At 53.1% G+C, this 16,492-nt stretch carries 18 protein-coding genes; 15 read left to right on the top strand and 3 right to left on the bottom strand.

Features of this window, described 5'->3' with window-relative positions; translation table 11 throughout:
- Positions 1–85: 85 nt before the first annotated feature.
- Positions 86–397, bottom strand: a complete 312-nt coding sequence (locus tag BUB22_RS15245; RefSeq protein WP_073116456.1) for a hypothetical protein — start codon at positions 395–397, stop codon at positions 86–88.
- A gap of 183 nt (positions 398–580) precedes the next feature.
- Between BUB22_RS15245 and BUB22_RS15250 the strand changes: the two genes are divergently transcribed.
- The 4 genes from BUB22_RS15250 to BUB22_RS15260 all read left to right on the top strand — a co-directional run bounded on the left by BUB22_RS15250 (position 581) and on the right by BUB22_RS15260 (position 4,228).
- On the top strand, positions 581–1,498 hold the full coding sequence (locus tag BUB22_RS15250) for a hypothetical protein (protein WP_175547311.1): 918 nt from the start codon (positions 581–583) through the stop codon (positions 1,496–1,498).
- 9 nt (positions 1,499–1,507) lie between these two features.
- A complete protein-coding gene (locus tag BUB22_RS16815; RefSeq protein WP_175547312.1) occupies positions 1,508–1,675 on the top strand; it encodes a hypothetical protein in 168 nt (55 codons plus the stop codon).
- Complete coding sequence (locus tag BUB22_RS15255; protein WP_073116460.1) at positions 1,656–2,855, top strand: nucleotidyltransferase domain-containing protein; 1,200 nt, start codon at positions 1,656–1,658, stop codon at positions 2,853–2,855. Before BUB22_RS16815 ends, BUB22_RS15255 begins: the two co-directional genes overlap by 20 nt.
- 74 nt (positions 2,856–2,929) lie before the next feature.
- Entirely contained in the window at positions 2,930–4,228 is a 1,299-nt protein-coding gene (locus BUB22_RS15260; RefSeq protein ID WP_073116479.1) for an ATP-binding protein, read from the top strand.
- A 188-nt stretch (positions 4,229–4,416) separates the two neighbouring features.
- Here the strand turns inward: BUB22_RS15260 and aqpZ are convergent, their stop codons facing one another.
- Together aqpZ and aspS are read right to left on the bottom strand one after the other, a co-directional pair.
- Entirely contained in the window at positions 4,417–5,148 is a 732-nt protein-coding gene (aqpZ, locus tag BUB22_RS15265) for an aquaporin Z (RefSeq protein ID WP_073116462.1), read from the bottom strand.
- Positions 5,149–5,412: 264 nt separating this feature from the next.
- A complete protein-coding gene (aspS, locus tag BUB22_RS15270) occupies positions 5,413–7,203 on the bottom strand; it encodes an aspartate--tRNA ligase (protein WP_083535589.1) in 1,791 nt (596 codons plus the stop codon).
- A 329-nt stretch (positions 7,204–7,532) separates the two neighbouring features.
- On the opposite strand from aspS, the gene BUB22_RS15275 reads away from it, so the two are divergent.
- From BUB22_RS15275 to BUB22_RS15325, 11 genes are all read left to right on the top strand, one after another.
- Positions 7,533–8,135, top strand: a complete 603-nt coding sequence (locus BUB22_RS15275; protein ID WP_073116465.1) for an ATPase — start codon at positions 7,533–7,535, stop codon at positions 8,133–8,135.
- A 12-nt stretch (positions 8,136–8,147) separates the two neighbouring features.
- Positions 8,148–8,705, top strand: a complete 558-nt coding sequence (locus tag BUB22_RS15280) for a DUF2764 family protein (RefSeq protein WP_073116467.1) — start codon at positions 8,148–8,150, stop codon at positions 8,703–8,705.
- 17 nt (positions 8,706–8,722) lie between these two features.
- Entirely contained in the window at positions 8,723–10,480 is a 1,758-nt protein-coding gene (locus tag BUB22_RS15285; RefSeq protein ID WP_073116469.1) for a V-type ATP synthase subunit A, read from the top strand.
- Positions 10,473–11,774, top strand: coding sequence for a V-type ATP synthase subunit B (locus BUB22_RS15290; protein WP_073116471.1), 1,302 nt, complete (start codon positions 10,473–10,475; stop codon positions 11,772–11,774). The genes BUB22_RS15285 and BUB22_RS15290 overlap by 8 nt, the downstream gene beginning before the upstream one ends.
- Position 11,775: 1 nt before the next feature.
- On the top strand, positions 11,776–12,408 hold the full coding sequence (locus BUB22_RS15295; RefSeq protein WP_073116472.1) for a V-type ATP synthase subunit D: 633 nt from the start codon (positions 11,776–11,778) through the stop codon (positions 12,406–12,408).
- Positions 12,405–14,345 (top strand): V-type ATP synthase subunit I, encoded by a 1,941-nt coding sequence (locus tag BUB22_RS15300; RefSeq protein WP_073116474.1) that lies wholly within the window; start codon positions 12,405–12,407, stop codon positions 14,343–14,345. Before BUB22_RS15295 ends, BUB22_RS15300 begins: the two co-directional genes overlap by 4 nt.
- A 39-nt stretch (positions 14,346–14,384) precedes the next feature.
- Complete coding sequence (locus BUB22_RS15305) at positions 14,385–14,840, top strand: V-type ATP synthase subunit K (protein ID WP_083535590.1); 456 nt, start codon at positions 14,385–14,387, stop codon at positions 14,838–14,840.
- An 18-nt stretch (positions 14,841–14,858) separates the two neighbouring features.
- The gene (locus tag BUB22_RS15310) at positions 14,859–15,314 is read left to right on the top strand and encodes a V-type ATP synthase subunit K (RefSeq protein WP_072799628.1); all 456 of its coding nucleotides are present in this window, start codon (positions 14,859–14,861) and stop codon (positions 15,312–15,314) included.
- Between the two features lie 110 nt (positions 15,315–15,424).
- The gene (locus BUB22_RS15315) at positions 15,425–15,640 is read left to right on the top strand and encodes a DUF3791 domain-containing protein (RefSeq protein WP_073116476.1); all 216 of its coding nucleotides are present in this window, start codon (positions 15,425–15,427) and stop codon (positions 15,638–15,640) included.
- The gene (locus BUB22_RS15320) at positions 15,637–16,122 is read left to right on the top strand and encodes a DUF3990 domain-containing protein (protein ID WP_073116477.1); all 486 of its coding nucleotides are present in this window, start codon (positions 15,637–15,639) and stop codon (positions 16,120–16,122) included. Before BUB22_RS15315 ends, BUB22_RS15320 begins: the two co-directional genes overlap by 4 nt.
- 1 nt (position 16,123) lies before the next feature.
- Positions 16,124–16,339, top strand: a complete 216-nt coding sequence (locus BUB22_RS15325; RefSeq protein WP_073054022.1) for a hypothetical protein — start codon at positions 16,124–16,126, stop codon at positions 16,337–16,339.
- Positions 16,340–16,492 lie beyond the last annotated feature (153 nt).

Genomic DNA, 16,492 nt, shown 5'->3' on the forward strand with positions numbered 1-16,492 from the left:
AAAATAGGATGTGGAAACTCCACTTTTTGTTTATAGGGCCCAAAAGCGCAAAATTTCAGGCTCTTTTGATTTTACAGAAAGAAATTTACATCTTCTCCATGTGGGAAGAACCTAATATAAGAATATCAGGATTATTGATGACTGAGTCGTTGTTGAAACCATGGGCATCAAGTCTACCGAAGGAAATCCCCTCCGTTTGTTTAATCCAAAAAGAATTAGGTTCCCATACAAAATCTGTGCCTCCTTGGATATTTGGACTATGAACAGGAATTGTATAATATCCGGCTATTAGTATTGATAACAATAAAATGGCTGTAATTCCTGCCAAAAAAAATTTTCCGATGATAGCGGCTTTTTTTGTGATGCGGCTTAGCATAGGATACTCAAAATGTTCCATAATGTGGAATTATTTTAGAAAAAATAAGTTTTCTTGTAAATGTATTGAAAATGTCTTGAAAAAAAATTTTTTTTGACGCATGTAGACGCTTTTTTTGTGTGATTTACAGCACTTTACATTATTCTTACATTTTTCTATATTTGGCCTAAAATCTATAGGTTTAATATGAAAATCTTCAAAAAAATGGCCGTCTTGACGCTATCTGTCGCCTTCATGGGTGCTTTTGCCCAGGAAGAGGGCTCCATACTTGGCGAATACGGTGCTATTACCGTCAAGATGCTTAATGGCAAGAAGACTGCCCTCATTAGCGGAACGTCAACGGAAACTGTCGAGATAGCAGAAGATGTCGAAGTGGACTCCATCTACTACGATCGCGACTATTCTGGAGAGTGGGGCAAGCCCGGCACCTTGATGCTGCCGTTTGATTTCCCAAGTGGCTGTCTTTCTGAATTTGGCCAGATTTACGAAATGACTGGAATCGCGATTAACGGAACTTCAGAAACCTGGCAAATTGACGCGAAGCAAATGGGCAGTAACGGCGAATTTTCCGCAAACAGGCCTTATTTTGTGCGTCCTAACAGGAATCAGGTTATTTTCCCTGCTTGGTGTGCGGGCAAGACCACGATGAAGAAAACCGTAGGTGCCGATACCAAGTTTAAGTTTGACAATTGGGAATTCCGGGGCATGTATTCCTATAAAACTTGGGAAGAGGGTGACCCTGACATTGGTCGTGTTTACGGCTTTGCTGCTAAGGCGAAAGAGGTTGATGGCAAGCAAATTCAGCAGGGCCAGTTCGTGAAAGTCAAGGATGGCGCTTACATTCGTCCGTTCCGTGGCTACTTGGTTTATAACAAGAGCAATGCGTTGACCAAGGCTGGTGCCAACGCAACAATCGCTGCTATTGAAGAAGACTTGCCTTCTTCAATTGAGGTGGTTTTTCATGACGAAGAAGGGACAACTGCAATTTACATGCTGAATCCGCGCACGGGTGAGTTCTCAACGGCGAACGGCTGGTACGACATGAAGGGCCGCAAGCTCGACAAGAAGCCGACCATCAAGGGTACGTACTTCAATAACGGCAAGAAGGTTGTAATTAAGTAGGGGGTTGATATGAATTTGAAGTTTGAAAAGAAAGAATACGTTGCCCCGAAGCTCAGTTTCATTGATATGCGCGGTGAAATGTATCTGCTTGCCGGTTCCGGCGAAGGTCCCGATGCCGACGAATACGATGATGAACTCGGTTTCAACTTGAACGAAGGTGCAAACCGTCACGTATAAAGTTGTCGCGAGGCGGGTCGACCTCCTTTTTGCACTCCTGCGATATGCCTTAGGGGCTTCGCGGGAGTTTCCTGTTTTTGGGGCAGGCGATGCTTTTGCGGGCGATATCCTTGCGGGCGATGTTTCTGCTGAGGACTGGGAGTGGCTCTACAGGCAATGCGGCAGGCAGTCCGTTCTTGGGGGCGCGTTCTCTGCAATCAAATCGCTTTCGTCGGGGAAGCCCGAAACGCTCGGGATTCCGCACCAGCTTTACCTCAAGTGGTTCTACCAGGCGGAGGGTATCCGGTCGTTAAACGAGCGGCATTATGCGTGCTCGGGTGAACTGACGCAGAAGTTTGCGGCGGAGGGTTGCCAGACGCTCATTCTCAAGGGGCAGGCGAATTCCCTGCTTTATCCGGACAGGTTCATCCGGCAGACGGGGGATATCGACATCTGGGTGGGGGGAGGTCGCGACCACGTTTTAAGCGTTCTTCAGAAGTTGAATTTGTTGGAAAGGGCGCGAATCTCTAACCACGACGTTCTGTTTTCCAAGAAGGTTTTTGGGGAAGAAGTCGAGGTTCATTTCGGGTTCGGGGTTGACCGCTGCAGTCCTTTTGCAAACAGCCGCTTGCAGCGTTTCTTGAACGCGGAACTGCCTGCCTCGCATCTTGTTCCTGCGGGCGACACTAAAGATGCGCCGAGTTTCTACGTTCCTTCTAACAAATTCGCGCTGGTCATGCAGCTCTCGCACATATACAAGCACCTGTTGGGGCTCGGGGTGGGCCTGCGCCAGGTGATGGATTACTGCGTGCTACTCCGGGCAAGTTCCGATGGTGAACGCGCGGATGTCGCTGCCCGATTAAAGTCGCTTGGCCTGAACCGCATTGCGGGTGCCCTCATGTGGGTGCTTTCGGAATACCTCGGTCTGGAATCGCAATACCTGCTTTGCCCGCCTGATGCCCGCCGCGGGCGCATTCTCCTTCGCGAAATCATGCGCGACGGCAACTTCGGGAAATTTGCGGATCGTCGCCGCGGCTCTGTTTGGCGCTGGTGGCTCAAAAACCGCCTCCGTCTGGTCACGTTCCTCCCGTTCGATTTCCCGGAAGTTTCGTGGTTCCTGCTGCGCTACTGGGCTTCGTTCGTGTTCCTGACGCCTCAGCGCATCCTGGCCCTACGCCAGTATAAAAAGCACCACAAGTAATATGGACTAAAAAATAAGCCAATTTTTTGTTAAAATGGCTTGATTTTTATACCAATTTTATATATATTGTTGGTATGGAAAAAGTAATCGCCGAAATTTTGCGTGAATTTTATGAGAATGGAGTGCCAACGGATGTGTGCCGTCGCACTGTAGAATTTCTTGAAAAAAAGAGAAATGCGACTTCTATTATTGGTATGCGTCGCACTGGGAAAACTTATATAACGTATCAGCGGATGCATGAACTTATTGACGCCGGACTGCCTCTGAATCGAATTGTTTATGTTAACTTTGACGATGAACGCTTAAGGGGCATCAAGGTGGATGATCTCCATCTTATCGGTGATGTGCATGCGACAATGTATCCTGAGGCTGCCCGGGAAAAGTGTTGGTACTTTTTGGATGAACTGCAGGATGTTGATGGTTGGGAATTTTATGCTCGTCGTCTAATTGATTCTGGGTTGGTTCAATTGTGTGTGACCGGATCTTCATCCAAGTTGCTTTCGTCGGAGGTGGCGACACAGCTACGTGGGCGGTCTTTGGATATGGAGGTTTTTCCGCTGTCTTTTTCGGAATTTCTGCAATTTAATGGGATTTTTAAGACCGTTCCTGAAGAACCTTTTTCATCCAGGACTTGTGGACTGTTGCGTAATGCTATGGCTCGATATTTGGACGAGGGTGGTTTCCCCGATGTGCAAGGGGAGAATGTTCGTGTCCGGAATAAGTTGTTGCAGGAGTACGTGAATGCTGTCGTATTTAGGGATGTTATCGAACGGCATGAAATTTCAAGTGTGCAGGCACTCCGGTATACTTTGGACTATGTTATCCATAATTATGCGCGGAAGGTTTCAACTCGTGCTATCTCTGGCACTTTGAAGGCAATGGGGATTTCGGACAATCGCGAATATATTTCTAATTATCTTCGCTATTTAGCCGACGCATACTTGATTTATCCAGTATCTTTAAGGACTGATTCTGTTTCGGTGCGTAGAACAAATCCTGATAAATATTATATGGTTGATACTGGGGTTGTTCGTGCGATGACGCCAAAGAATGATGCTGAAAAAGGGTGGCTTCTAGAGAACCTTGTTTTTATGCATTTCCGGCGTGGAAATAATAAAATTGAGTATTATATCAATCGTGCTGGCGGCGAAGTTGATTTCCTTGTTACGAATCTCGATACGAAATCTAGGCGGCTCGTTCAGGTTGCTTGGGATATGGAACAGCAAGACACGTTTAAGAGAGAGATAGATGCGATTCGTTTGGCGAAAGAAGAAATTAAAGTGAAAAATTGCTGCATTGTTACATGGAATTCGGAAACTGTTTTAGAAGATGGCATTAATGTGATTCCAATTTGGAAATTCTGTCTCGAATAATTATGCAATAAAAATGGCGGCCCAACTGTCGCCAGATGGGGCCGCCTCAAATTTAAGGGAAGATGCTCGCCTTCTCCCCAAAGAGGATAACTCTACTATGGCAACAAGTTGCCAAGTATCGTATAGCGAGCATGACATGCTACGTCATTGCGAGGAGCGTTGCGACGTGGCAATCTAGGCGAGCGTTATTACTTCTTCTCGCACTTGCATTCGGCAAGGAACTTGTATGCAACGCCGCCAATCACGCCACCGAGAATCGGGGCGACCCAGAAGAGCCAGAGCTGCTTGATGGCAGCACCGCCAACGAACACTGCCATTGCGGTAGAGCGGGCCGGGTTCACGGAGGTGTTGGTCACCGGGATAGAGATGAGGTGGATGAGCGTGAGGCAGAGGCCGATGGCAATCGGGGCGAAGCCAGCCGGAGCGCGGCCGTCGGTAGCGCCCATAATCACGAACAGGAAGATGGCCGTGAGCACGGTTTCAATCAGGAACGCGCCGCACATGCCGGTGGTCTTGCCGCCGAAGGCGTTCACGCCGTTGTTGAGAGCGTCGGACCAGCCGTTGGTGGCGAATGCGCCGATGCCTGCGTTGGTGAGGTCGGGCTGGGCGATGCAGTAGAGCACGGCCGCAGCGATAATGCCGCCAATGACCTGTGCCACGATGTAGGCCGGAGCTTCCTTAGCGGGGAAGCGGCCGCCGGCAACCTGACCGAGTGTGACGGCCGGGTTAAGGTGGCAACCCGAAATGTGGCCGATGGCGTATGCCATGGTGAGCACGGTGAGGCCGAATGCGAGCGACACGCCCACGTAGCCGATACCGGTAGTCGGGACGCCGCAAGCGAGAACGGCAGCGCCGCAGCCGCCAAACACAAGCCAGAATGTGCCGATAGCTTCGGCAATAGCACGGGTAGTGAGTTTCATTTGAATTTCTCCATATTGGGGGTTAAGAGTCGTGCCTTAATTTAGCAAAAGACCCTTTTGGAATTGCCCAAAGTTATGTGAAAAATTGTTTTCGTGCGAAAGCGCACACATAAAGAAAACCCCGCTTTAAAAGCGGGGGCGTTAACTGTGAGTGTCATTCTGAGCGAAGCCCGTTAGGGCGAAGTCGAAGAATCTAAGAATAAGTTTCCTTGAGATCCTTCGATGCGCTTCGCTTACTCAGGATGACACATCGTGTTGGTCAACTTACTTGGCTGCTGTCTTCGGCATCTGCACGGAGATATGAATATCCTGCAGCTGCTGGAGGTCGACTTCGCTCGGGCACTGGTCCATCGGGCTAGATGCGCTCGTGTTCTTCGGGAACGCGATGAAGTCGCGGATGGATTCTTCACCTTCCATGGTAGCAACAACGCGGTCCAAGCCGAAGGCGAGACCACCGTGGGGAGGAGCGCCGTACTTGAAGGCGTCCACGAAGAAGCCGAACTTTTCCTTCACCTGTTCTTCGGAGAGGCCCAGCAGGCGGAACACCTTCTCCTGGACTTCCGGGTTGTGAATACGGATAGAACCACCGCCGATTTCCACGCCGTTCAGAACAAGGTCGTAGGCTTCGGCGTTGCAATCCTTGAGGTTGCCACCGAGCATCATGTCGAGGTGTTCCGGAAGCGGGTTGGTGAACGGGTGGTGCATGGCCATGTAGCGGCCTTCGGTGTCGCTGTATTCGAACATCGGGAATTCGGTAATCCACACGAATTCGCGCTTCTTCGGGTCGCGGAGACCCTTGATGCGGGCGACTTCCAGACGGAGCTGGCCCATGGCGGTTGCTGCAACCTTTTCGGGGCCGGCGATGAAGAACATCATGTCGCCGCACTTGGCACCGACGGCGTCGCGCAGTTCGTTCAACTGTTCAGTCGTAAAGAACTTGCCGACCTGGGTTTCCACTTCGTCGTTTTCCTTGACGCGCATCCACACGAGGCCCTTGGAACCGTACTTGCCCACGTAGGCGGTGAGTTCGTCAATCTGCTTGCGGGTGAAGTCCACGCAGCCCTTGGCGGCGATACCGCGGATCTTGCCACCGGCGGCAACGCAGTTCTTGAACACGCCAAAGTTGCTCTTGGCGCCGATTTCAGACACGTCGTGGATTTCGAGGTCGAAGCGGAGGTCCGGCTTGTCGGAACCGTACTTGAGCATAGCTTCGTGCCACTTCATGCGGCGGATGTGACGCGGCGGTTCGAAGTTCCAAACCTTGCCGAGCACTTCGGTCACGAACTTGTCGAACATTTCCATCACGTCGTCCTGGTCCACGAAGGACATTTCCACGTCGATCTGCGTGAATTCCGGCTGACGGTCGGCGCGGAGGTCTTCGTCGCGGAAGCACTTGGCAATCTGGAAGTAGCGGTCCATGCCGGCAATCATCAGGAGCTGCTTGTACTGCTGCGGAGACTGCGGGAGGGCGTAGAACTTGCCCGGGTTCACACGGCTCGGCACCAGGTAGTCGCGGGCGCCTTCCGGAGTGGACTTGCAGAGCACCGGAGTCTCGATGTTTTCGAAACCGTTGGCGTAGAAGAAGTCGTACACGGCCTTGAGGAAGCGGCTCTTGAGGAGGAGCTTCTTCTGGATCCACGGACGGCGCAGGTCGAGGTAGCGGTACTGCAGGCGCAGGTCGTCGTTTTCCTTGCACTCTTCGTTCGGGTCGTTAATGGCCAAGGGGGAGGTGAGGGCCGCGTTCAGGATTTCGATGGAGTCGATCTTGACTTCGATTTCGCCCGTGGCGAGTTTTTCGTTGGCGTTGCCTTCTTCGCGGGCGTAGACCTTGCCGGTCACCGTAATCACGTATTCGTTGCGGAGCTGTTCGGCGGTCTTCATCACGTCGGCATTGTAGTCCGGGTTGAAGACGATCTGGGTCTTGCCATACTTGTCGCGGAGGTCCACAAAAATCACACCACCATGGTCGCGGCGGCGGTCCACCCAACCGGCGAGTGTTACGGTCTGGCCAACATCTGCCTTGCGCAGCTGGCCGCAGTTATGAGTACGTTTCATAGTTAGTCCTTGAAAGATTTTTTTCGGGCGTAAATATAGTAAAAACAGGTATGTCATCCCCGAAAAACGTTTATGTCATCCCCGCGTAGGCGGGGATCTTTTTTTGCATTGCAATTACACCTTTTTGGTTTGTAAAGTCAATTTTTACACATTCTGTGGCTTTTCGTCGCCAAAATTCGTTTTTTCGTCTTTTTTTTCAAAATTTTTCATTTTTTCGTGAACTTTTGCGGAAAATTACTTGTATATTACTAACGAAATTTTCTGGATTAGGGCTAGCAGGGCCGTTTTTTGTCGTGCATTCCCAATCCGGAGCGTAATTGGAGATATATATGGCAGAAGACTTGCAATACCTTATGGAACGCATCCAGAAAGATGCTGTCGATAAAGCAGAAAACGAGGCGGCGGCTATCATTGCCAAGGCCAAGGAAAAGGCGGCCGATATCGTGAAGGCTGCCGAGGCCGAAGCGTCCGCCCGTCTGGAAAAGGCCGACAAGGACGCCGAAGCGTTCACGGAACGTAGCGAACGCACCCTTGAACAGTCCGCCCGCGACCTTTTGCTTTCGGTAGGCAAGAATCTCGAAAAGATGATTATGGACCTGTTGAACCTCGAGGTGGAGAAGTCCCTGGACGAATCCACCGTCAAGAGCATGCTCCTCACGGTAGCCAAGTCCTATACCTCCGACATCGAGGTGGTTTTCTCCGACGCCGATGCCCGTAAGCTCAGCTCCTTTGTGATGGGCGAGTTCAAGAAGCAGCTTTCCGCCGGCGTGAAGGTCGAAAGCGACAAGGGCGTCAAGTTCGGCTTCCGCATCAAGCTCGACGGCGGCAAGGTCACCCACGAATTTACAGAAGCTGCAATGGCCGACGCTCTTTCGGCCCTGCTCCGTCCGCAACTTGCCAGAGTGGTAAACGCTGCCGCACAGGCGAAGTAACGCGGGTACTTGATGAGCAGTCCTTCTTACTTGATGGCATCTCTTCCGATGATTGAGTTCGGCGATCCGGCCCCGCTCAGTATGGAAGAATTTCGCCACCGCTGCATCGGCGTGCTGTCCGAGCCGGAACTTGCGGCTCTGGACGCGCTTTTGGATGACGGTGAATGCGAAGAGTGCGACGACGAGTTCGTGCGCGCCTACAAGGCCCACGAAATCCAGATGAAGAACGTTTCGGGTAGGCTCCGTGCAAGCGCATGGGGGCCCGATATCCGTTTTACGGAAAAGTCCTTCCCGGGTTACGATGTCGCCTTTGCCAAGATGATTCAAGATGCGTTTGCCAAGTCGAATCCTATGGAAAAAGAGCAGGATATCGACAAGGCCCGTTTCTGGCTTGTGGACTCGCTTGCAGGTGTAGGCGAGGGTACCGTCAAGCATGTTTACGCTTATGCGATCAAACTGAAGATTTGTGAACGTTGGGCGCGCCTCTCCGAACAAGCGGGCGACGCTGCCGTGTTGAATGTTATTAATGCAAACGATCCTGCATACGCCCCTGCGGCGGCACAGGAATGACCGGAGGTCCATTTTCAATGGCTAGTATCGGAAAAATCATCGGCGTCAACGGTAACCTGATTCGCGTCAAGTTCGAAAGCGCCGTGTCCCAGAACGAAGTGGCTTATGCCAAGCTTACTCAGAAAAACAAGGACGGCAAGTCCGAAGTCATCCCCCTCAAGAGCGAAGTCATCCGTATCCGCGGTGACTACGCCGAACTCCAGGTGTTCGAAGACACCACGGGTTTAAAGACGGGTGACGAGGTGGAATTCACCGGCGAACTTTTGTCCGTAGAACTTGGCCCCGGCCTCTTGACCCAGGTCTTTGACGGTCTGCAGAACCCGCTCCCGAAGCTTGCCGAAGAATGCGGCTTCTTTTTGCAGCGCGGTAAGTATTTGAAGGCGCTCCCCCGCGACAAGAAGTGGGCATTTACCCCGGTCGCGAAGGCGGGCGATGTGGTGGTCGCGGGCGATACGCTGGGCACCGTGCCCGAAGGCGTGTTCACGCACCGCATCATGGTGCCGTTCCGCCAGCTCGGCAAGTGGACCGTGGAATCGGTCTCTGCCGCGGGCGAATTCACTGTAGAAACTGTTGTTGCTAAACTCAAGAACGATAAGGGCGAAACCCAGGACGTGACCATGGTGCAGACCTGGCCGGTGAAGATGCCGATCAAGGCCTACGAAGAACGCCTGCGCCCGAGCAAGCCCCTCACCATGCAGCAGCGCATTATCGATACGTTCTTCCCCGTGATGCAGGGCGGTACGTTCTGTACGCCGGGCCCCTTCGGTGCCGGCAAGACGGTGCTCCAGCAGCTCATGAGCCGCTACGCCGACGTGGATATCGTGATTTTGGCCGCTTGCGGTGAACGTGCAGGTGAAGTGGTGGAAACCCTCCGCGAATTCCCTGAACTGATTGACCCGCGTACTGGCAAGTCCCTGATGGAACGTACGCTGATTATTTGTAACACGTCTTCGATGCCGGTGGCTGCCCGTGAAGCTTCTGTTTATACGGGTGTGACTCTCGCCGAATATTACCGCCAGATGGGCCTGAACGTGCTCCTCTTGGCTGACTCCACATCCCGTTGGGCACAGGCTCTGCGTGAAATGAGTGGCCGTCTGGAAGAAATTCCGGGCGAAGAAGCCTTCCCGGCCTACCTCGAATCCGTGATTGCCGCCTTCTATGAACGCGGTGGCGTGGTTCGCCTGAAGGACGGCTCTACCGGTTCCGTGACGATTTGCGGTTCCGTGTCGCCTGCAGGTGGTAACTTCGAAGAACCCGTGACCCAGGCTACCTTGAAGGTGGTGGGCGCATTCCTCGGACTTAGCCGTGAACGTTCCGACCAGCGCCGTTTCCCGGCAATCCACCCGCTGGATTCCTGGTCCAAGTACGAAGGCATCATCGACAGCAAGAAGGTGGCCGAAGCCCGTCACATCCTCGCGAACGGCGTGGACGTGAACAACATGATGAAGGTGGTGGGCGAAGAAGGTACCTCTATCGACGACTTCGTGATTTACCTGAAGTCCGAATACCTCGATGCCGTTTACCTGCAGCAGGACGCCTATAACGAAATCGACGCCGCCTGCTCCGCCGAACGCCAGAAGTACGTGTTCGACAAGGTTTACACTATCCTCAAGACCCCGATGAAGTTCAGCGAGAAGGACGTCGCTCGTACGTTCTTCCTCAAGCTCACTCAGTCGACGAAGGACTGGAACCGCGTCAAGTTCGATTCCCAGGAATTTAAGGACCTTGAACAAAGTATTTTCGCTTCCGTGAAGGAGGTTTCCGCTAATGCATAATGTGGCATACCATCGTATTGAACGCATCGCCGGTTCCGTGATTACGCTCCGCGCCGAAGGTGTAGCAAATCAGGAACTTGCCCAGGTGACAAGCTCGTTCGGAACATCCCTTGCCCGCGTGATCCGTATTGACGGCGACATGGTGGACTTGCAGGTGTTCGCAGGTGCCCGCGGTATTTCCACCGACTCCGAAGTGCGCTTCCTCGGTGAACCGATGAAGGTCCCGTACAGTGAAGCCTTGCTCGGCCGCGTGTTTAACGGTGCCGGTAAGCCCCGTGATAACGGCCCGGAAGTGGACGGCGAACGCATTACTATCGGCGGCCCTTCCGTGAACCCCGCCAAGCGTATCATCCCGAAGACCATGGTGCGTACGGGTATCCCGATGATCGACGTGTTCAACACGCTCGTGGTTTCGCAGAAGCTCCCGATTTTCTCCATTGCCGGTGAACCTTACAACGAACTCTTGGCCCGTATCGCCTTGCAGGCCGAAGTGGACGTGATTATCCTCGGCGGCATGGGCCTGAAGCACGATGACTACCTGTACCTGAAGGACTTCCTCGAAAAGAACGGTGCCATGAGCCGTACGGTGATGTTCATGCACACCGCCTCTGACCCGATTGTGGAATGCTTGCTCGTGCCGGATGCATCGCTTGCCGTGGCTGAAAAGTTCGCTACCGAAGGCAAGAACGTGCTCGTACTCCTTACCGACATGACGAACTTTGCAGACGCCATGAAGGAAATCGCCATTACGATGGAACAGATTCCGTCGAACCGTGGTTACCCTGGCGACCTTTACTCTCAGCTTGCTAGCCGTTACGAAAAGGCTGTGGACTTCGAAGGTTCGGGCTCCATCACTATCCTTGCTGTTACGACCATGCCTGGCGACGACGTGACCCACCCGGTCCCGGACAACACCGGTTACATTACCGAAGGTCAGTTCTACCTGCGCAAGGGCCGTATCGAACCGTTCGGATCTCTGTCTCGTTTGAAACAGCAGGTGAACGGTAAGACCCGTAGCGACCACCGTACCATCATGAACACCATGATCCAGCTGTACGCAAGCTACAAGGAAACTTTGGAAAAGCAGTCCATGGGCTTCAACATGAGTAACTGGGACCAGAAGCTGCTGAAATACGGTGCCCGTTTCGAGAAGGAAATGATGGACCTCTCCGTGAACATTCCTCTTGAAAAGGCTTTGGACCTTGGCTGGGAAATCCTTGCCGACTGCTTCGCACCCGAAGAAACCGGTATTCCGACCAAGATGATCAACGAATATTGGCCCAAGAAGGGGTAATATGGCGAAGGTCAAGTTAACTAAAAACGCCCTCAAGGCGGAACGCGACGCATTGAAGCGCTTCCAGCGCTATCTGCCGACGTTGCTGTTGAAAAAGCAGCAGCTGCAGATGGAAATGCGCACGCTTCAGGAGAGGGTGATGGCAAAGCGAGAAGAGGAGGACAAGCTCCGCAAGAGCATGGCTTCCTGGATTTCGCTGTTTGCTGAACCCATCGAATGGTCAAAGTACCTGTCGGTGAAGGAAGTGCGCCAGGGCGAAGGTAACATCGCCGGCGTGAAGATTCCGACATACGACGGGGTAGATTTTAATATCTCGATTCCGGATTTCTTTACCACGCCCGTGTGGCTGGACGACGGTATCAGAAGTCTGCAGGGCCTGATTTCGCTGCGTCTGGAACGTCGCGTGCTCGAGCGTCAATACGAGCTCCTCTCGAAGGAACTGCGTACCACGAGCCAGCGCGTGAACTTGTTCGAAAAGGTGAAGATTCCCGAAGCGAAGGAAAATATCCGCGTCATCAACATCTTCCTGGGAGACCAGCAGACCAGTGGCGTTGCCCGCAGCAAGCTTGCGAAGGGTAAGGCTACCGCCCGTACCGCAGCCCAGGATGCACTCGCGAAGGAGGCCGCCGCATGATTACTCCTATGAAGAAAGTGACGGTGCTGACGGTTGCAGGTGCGGTTGAAGAGACGCTCCAGGCGCTCCGTACGCTTGAAATTTTGCACCTCACGCCCTTGCAGGCGGCAGCAGGCGCCAAGCTGAACAAGGCCCGCGGCGAAATGAACCGCGTGCAGAAGGCCTTGGAAGTGGTGCCCGAGAAGGCCCCGAAGGGTGTGACTCCCGTGAACCCTTCGGCTAGCTCAGGGACCTCTGCTGCAGACCTTATTGAAGAAATCCAGAACCTGGTTGCCGAAAGCAAGCAGGCGGAAATCGACAAGGAACAGGCCGAAGAGGAACTCACTAAACTTTCCATGTTCAAGAACCTGGATCCCGCAACGGCTGCAGCCTTGCAGGCGAAGGGTATCTTTGTCAAACTCTACCAGCTCCATGACGGTAAAATCCCGTTCGAACTCGAAGGCGAAGGTTCCATCGAAAAATTCGGTCAGGATGAAAACGGCAAGTATGTAGCTGTCGTGAGCAGGGGAGATGCCCCTGTCGCCGTGAAGGGAAACTTCACCGAACTCACGATGCCGCAGAAGTCGCTTGCCGAATACCGCGAAATGGAAGCGCGCGCCAAGGAAACGCTTGCCCGCGTCGAAAAACGCCTGGGTGAACTTTCGGGCGTCCGCGAATCTATCGAGGACAAGCTCCTCGAAGTGGGCGACGACTACCGCATGGTCGAAGCCGAAGCCTCGATGGTGGGCGACAAGAACGTCGCCGCCGTGCAGGGCTTCTGCCCTGCACCTCGCGTAGGCGAACTCGAGAAGGCCGCCCGCGAGCACGGCTGGGGCCTCCTGGTGGACGACCCAGCCGACGGCGACGACATCCCGACTCTGCTTACCTACAGCAAGCTCAGCCGCCCCATGCAGTTCCTGTACGATATCATCGGCATTTCGCCGGGGTACAAGGAAGTGGACGTGTCGGCCGTGTTCCTTTGCTTCTTCAGCATCTTCTTTGCGATGATTGTGGGCGACTCGGCTTACGGCCTGTTGTTCCTCGGTCTCGCACTCTTTGCCCGCAAAAAGATGCCGAAGGCGAACCCTGCTGGTTTCCACTTTATCTACCTCATGAGCATCGCCACCATCGTGTGGGGTGTCATCAACGCAAGCTTCCTCGGGCTCAGCCCCTCGCTTGCGGGGTGGACGTATTACCTGGACATCACCAACTACGGCTGGTTGCCTGAACCGCTGAAGAACGCGATGCTCTGGATCCGCACTAGTGCCCCGACTGACCCTGCGAAGTTCGAAGCCTACAAGGCCTTCGCCCAGTCGATCACGCTGTTGCCCGAAAGCTTCGTGCCGAAGACGGCGGGTGCTTCCCAGATGCAGCATATCCAGCTGTTCTGCTTCTGCATCGCCGTGGTCCACCTGAGTATCGCTCACGTGTGGAACGTCTGCGTGCGCATCAAGCGCAAGGACTCCACGTTCATGGCGCAGGTGGGCTGGCTCATCGGTTGCTGGGTGATGTTCTTCCTGGCCTGCCAGATGGTGCTCGGTATCGACATGCCGAAGTTCGTCATCCCGATGTTCATCGTGGAAGCCGTACTCCTGGTGCTCTTTACGGTGCCGCCCAAGAGGCTCAAGCAGGACTTCATCAGCATCCCGATGCTCGTCTTGGACGTGGTGAACAGCTTTACCGACGTGATCAGTTACATCCGTCTGTTCGCTGTGGGCATGTCCGGTGCGGCCATTGCCGAAGCGTTCAACGACATGCTTTCGCCGCTGTTCGGCTCCGCTGTCGGTATCGCCGGTGCAGCCTTCTTGCTGCTCTTTGTGCATGGCCTGAACATCGCGCTTGCGGTCATGGGCGTCGCCGTCCACGCCGTACGTCTTAACACACTCGAATTTTCAAATGGACTTGGCCAGGAATGGAGCGGATTCGCGTTCGCGCCCTTCGCCAAGCAGAAAAATTAAACCAAGGGATGATTCCCGCTACTTAATGAGGAAAAAACAATGGAACCGAATACAATGGTTACTCTCGCTAAAATGGGTGCTGCTGCCGCTCTCGGCATTTCGGCAATGGGCTCCGCCCTTGGTTGCGGAACGGCTGGTATGTCCGCCATCACCATGTGGAAGAAGGCTTATGCCCAGGGCAAGAGCGCTCTCTTCACCTTGCTGGTGTTCGTGGGTGCCCCGATTTCCCAGACGATTTACGGCATGCTCCTGATGAACTTCATCTTGAGCAAGGCTGCTGAATCCGGCTTTACCAACTGGGGCGGCTGCCTCGGTGCCGGTATCTTCGGCGGTCTTGGCATGATGGCTTCTGCCTGGTACCAGGGCAAGTCCGCTGCTGTGGCTTGCGATGCTCTCGGTGAAACCGGCAAGGGCATGGTGAACTACTTGATGGTGCTCGGTATCGTGGAAACCGTGGCCCTGTTCGTTCTCGTGTTCTCCATGATGGTGCTTTAATCCAGCGAGGTAACACGTATGGATCAAGCTCAACTTTTAACGCTCGCGAAACTCGGCGCGGTGGCGGCCCTGGGCCTTGCCGCGGTGGGTTCTGCGCTGGGCTGCGGGACTGCCGGCATGGCGGCCATCGGGGCCTGGAAGAAGGCGTATCTCAAGGGTAAGAACGCGCTGTTTACGCTGCTCATCTTCGTGGGGGCACCCATTGCGCAGACAATCTACGGCATGTTGCTGATGATGTACATCCTGAACAAGTCCCAGGCGGCTCCGGCCAACTGGGCGGCGTACCTGGGTGTCGGCATCTTCGGTGGCATCGGCATGATGGCCTCTGCCTGGTACGTGGGCAAGTCGGCGGCTGACGCCTGCAACGCCCTCGGCGAAACCGGCAAGGGCCTCGTGAACTACTTGATGGTCTTGGGCGTCGGCGAAACCGTCGCACTGTTCGTCATGGTGTTCTCCATGATGCTGGTATCGTAGCGCAAAGTGTCATGCCCGCGCAGGCGGGCATCTCCTTTTCAAGAATAGCGGGGCAATGCCCCGCACCCTTTTTTTATAATTGGACTGTGAAAAACAATTAGGATTAGACCATGGTTCAGGAATCTTTTGAATTTGTCGTGTATATGATTCACGCTTGCGCAAACAAGTGGAATCGTTTGCCGTCTTTTGTGTATCGAAAGCTGGCTGAATCAGGCTGTATTCAGAAATTCCTTGTTCCCAATTACGAAATTTTGCATACGCAGAGCACTGATTTCGTCGTCAGCGATATTGAAGAATATCTGAACGTCCGTAAGGTGGCCATATGATCGTCTATCATGGTTCGAACGTTGTTGTTGACAAGCCGGATGTTGAGCATTCTTTTCGCCCGCTTGATTTCGGAAAGGGATTCTATGTCACGACGGTGCGTGAACAGGCTGTCCGTTGGGCGCACAGGAAAATCGATATTCTAAAGGATGGGAACCTGAAGCCGATATTGAATGTCTATGACATGGACGATGTCCCCGCCGCACTCGCCGTTAAGACGTTCCCCGATGATTTAGAGGAATGGATTGATTTCGTGTGCAAATGCCGCGATGGTTTCTTGGAATATGCCCAATACGATGTAATTATGGGCAAGGTCGCAAATGACAAGGTTTTCCGTGTTGTGGATATGTATCACTCCGGTATCTGGGATATGCCGCGGGCATTGAAGGAAATAAAGGCTTATCCGACTTACGACCAGATCGCCTTTATCACGCAAAAGGCTATTGATGCGGTCCTGAAATACAAGGGTTGCGAAGAGGTGTAAAATGGTAGACGAAGATGTTCTGGAAAAAGTCTATCAGGAACGCCTGGAAGAGCGCATTATTGCGCATCTTGCGCAGGTGAAGAACTGTTCGCTAGAACAGGCGATGGATATGTATTATAACAGCGAACTGGCTGACAAAATCCATCAAGGGAAAGATGGAATCCAGTATCTGGACTATAAGGTCTTGGTGCAGATACTTGTTGATATGGGAGGTTAAGCCATCTTGGAGATAATCTCTGCGAATCCGTCATTGTCTGCCAGGGCAATTTCGGAAATGGACCATGCAGGAGTTTAATAAGAGGGTAGCATAAGCTACTATATTCATTGCGCAACCCCAAAAAGGTAAAACAATGGCAAAAGTCAACTACAA

The organism is Fibrobacter sp. UWCM (assembly GCF_900129735.1).
Lineage (GTDB): Bacteria > Fibrobacterota > Fibrobacteria > Fibrobacterales > Fibrobacteraceae > Fibrobacter.

What these genes read in the sequence shown, in the direction of transcription:
- BUB22_RS15245 (WP_073116456.1), bottom strand. Translation starts at nt 397, where the DNA reads ATGGAACATTTTGAGTATCCTATGCTAAGCCGCATCACAAAAAAAGCC.
- BUB22_RS15250 (WP_175547311.1), top strand. Translation starts at nt 581, where the DNA reads ATGGCCGTCTTGACGCTATCTGTCGCCTTCATGGGTGCTTTTGCCCAG.
- BUB22_RS16815 (WP_175547312.1), top strand. Translation starts at nt 1,508, where the DNA reads ATGAATTTGAAGTTTGAAAAGAAAGAATACGTTGCCCCGAAGCTCAGT.
- BUB22_RS15260 (WP_073116479.1), top strand. Translation starts at nt 2,930, where the DNA reads ATGGAAAAAGTAATCGCCGAAATTTTGCGTGAATTTTATGAGAATGGA.
- aqpZ (WP_073116462.1), bottom strand. Translation starts at nt 5,148, where the DNA reads ATGAAACTCACTACCCGTGCTATTGCCGAAGCTATCGGCACATTCTGG.
- aspS (WP_083535589.1), bottom strand. Translation starts at nt 7,203, where the DNA reads ATGAAACGTACTCATAACTGCGGCCAGCTGCGCAAGGCAGATGTTGGC.
- BUB22_RS15275 (WP_073116465.1), top strand. Translation starts at nt 7,533, where the DNA reads ATGGCAGAAGACTTGCAATACCTTATGGAACGCATCCAGAAAGATGCT.
- BUB22_RS15280 (WP_073116467.1), top strand. Translation starts at nt 8,148, where the DNA reads ATGAGCAGTCCTTCTTACTTGATGGCATCTCTTCCGATGATTGAGTTC.
- BUB22_RS15285 (WP_073116469.1), top strand. Translation starts at nt 8,723, where the DNA reads ATGGCTAGTATCGGAAAAATCATCGGCGTCAACGGTAACCTGATTCGC.
- BUB22_RS15290 (WP_073116471.1), top strand. Translation starts at nt 10,473, where the DNA reads ATGCATAATGTGGCATACCATCGTATTGAACGCATCGCCGGTTCCGTG.
- BUB22_RS15295 (WP_073116472.1), top strand. Translation starts at nt 11,776, where the DNA reads ATGGCGAAGGTCAAGTTAACTAAAAACGCCCTCAAGGCGGAACGCGAC.
- BUB22_RS15300 (WP_073116474.1), top strand. Translation starts at nt 12,405, where the DNA reads ATGATTACTCCTATGAAGAAAGTGACGGTGCTGACGGTTGCAGGTGCG.
- BUB22_RS15305 (WP_083535590.1), top strand. Translation starts at nt 14,385, where the DNA reads ATGGAACCGAATACAATGGTTACTCTCGCTAAAATGGGTGCTGCTGCC.
- BUB22_RS15310 (WP_072799628.1), top strand. Translation starts at nt 14,859, where the DNA reads ATGGATCAAGCTCAACTTTTAACGCTCGCGAAACTCGGCGCGGTGGCG.
- BUB22_RS15315 (WP_073116476.1), top strand. Translation starts at nt 15,425, where the DNA reads ATGGTTCAGGAATCTTTTGAATTTGTCGTGTATATGATTCACGCTTGC.
- BUB22_RS15320 (WP_073116477.1), top strand. Translation starts at nt 15,637, where the DNA reads ATGATCGTCTATCATGGTTCGAACGTTGTTGTTGACAAGCCGGATGTT.
- BUB22_RS15325 (WP_073054022.1), top strand. Translation starts at nt 16,124, where the DNA reads ATGGTAGACGAAGATGTTCTGGAAAAAGTCTATCAGGAACGCCTGGAA.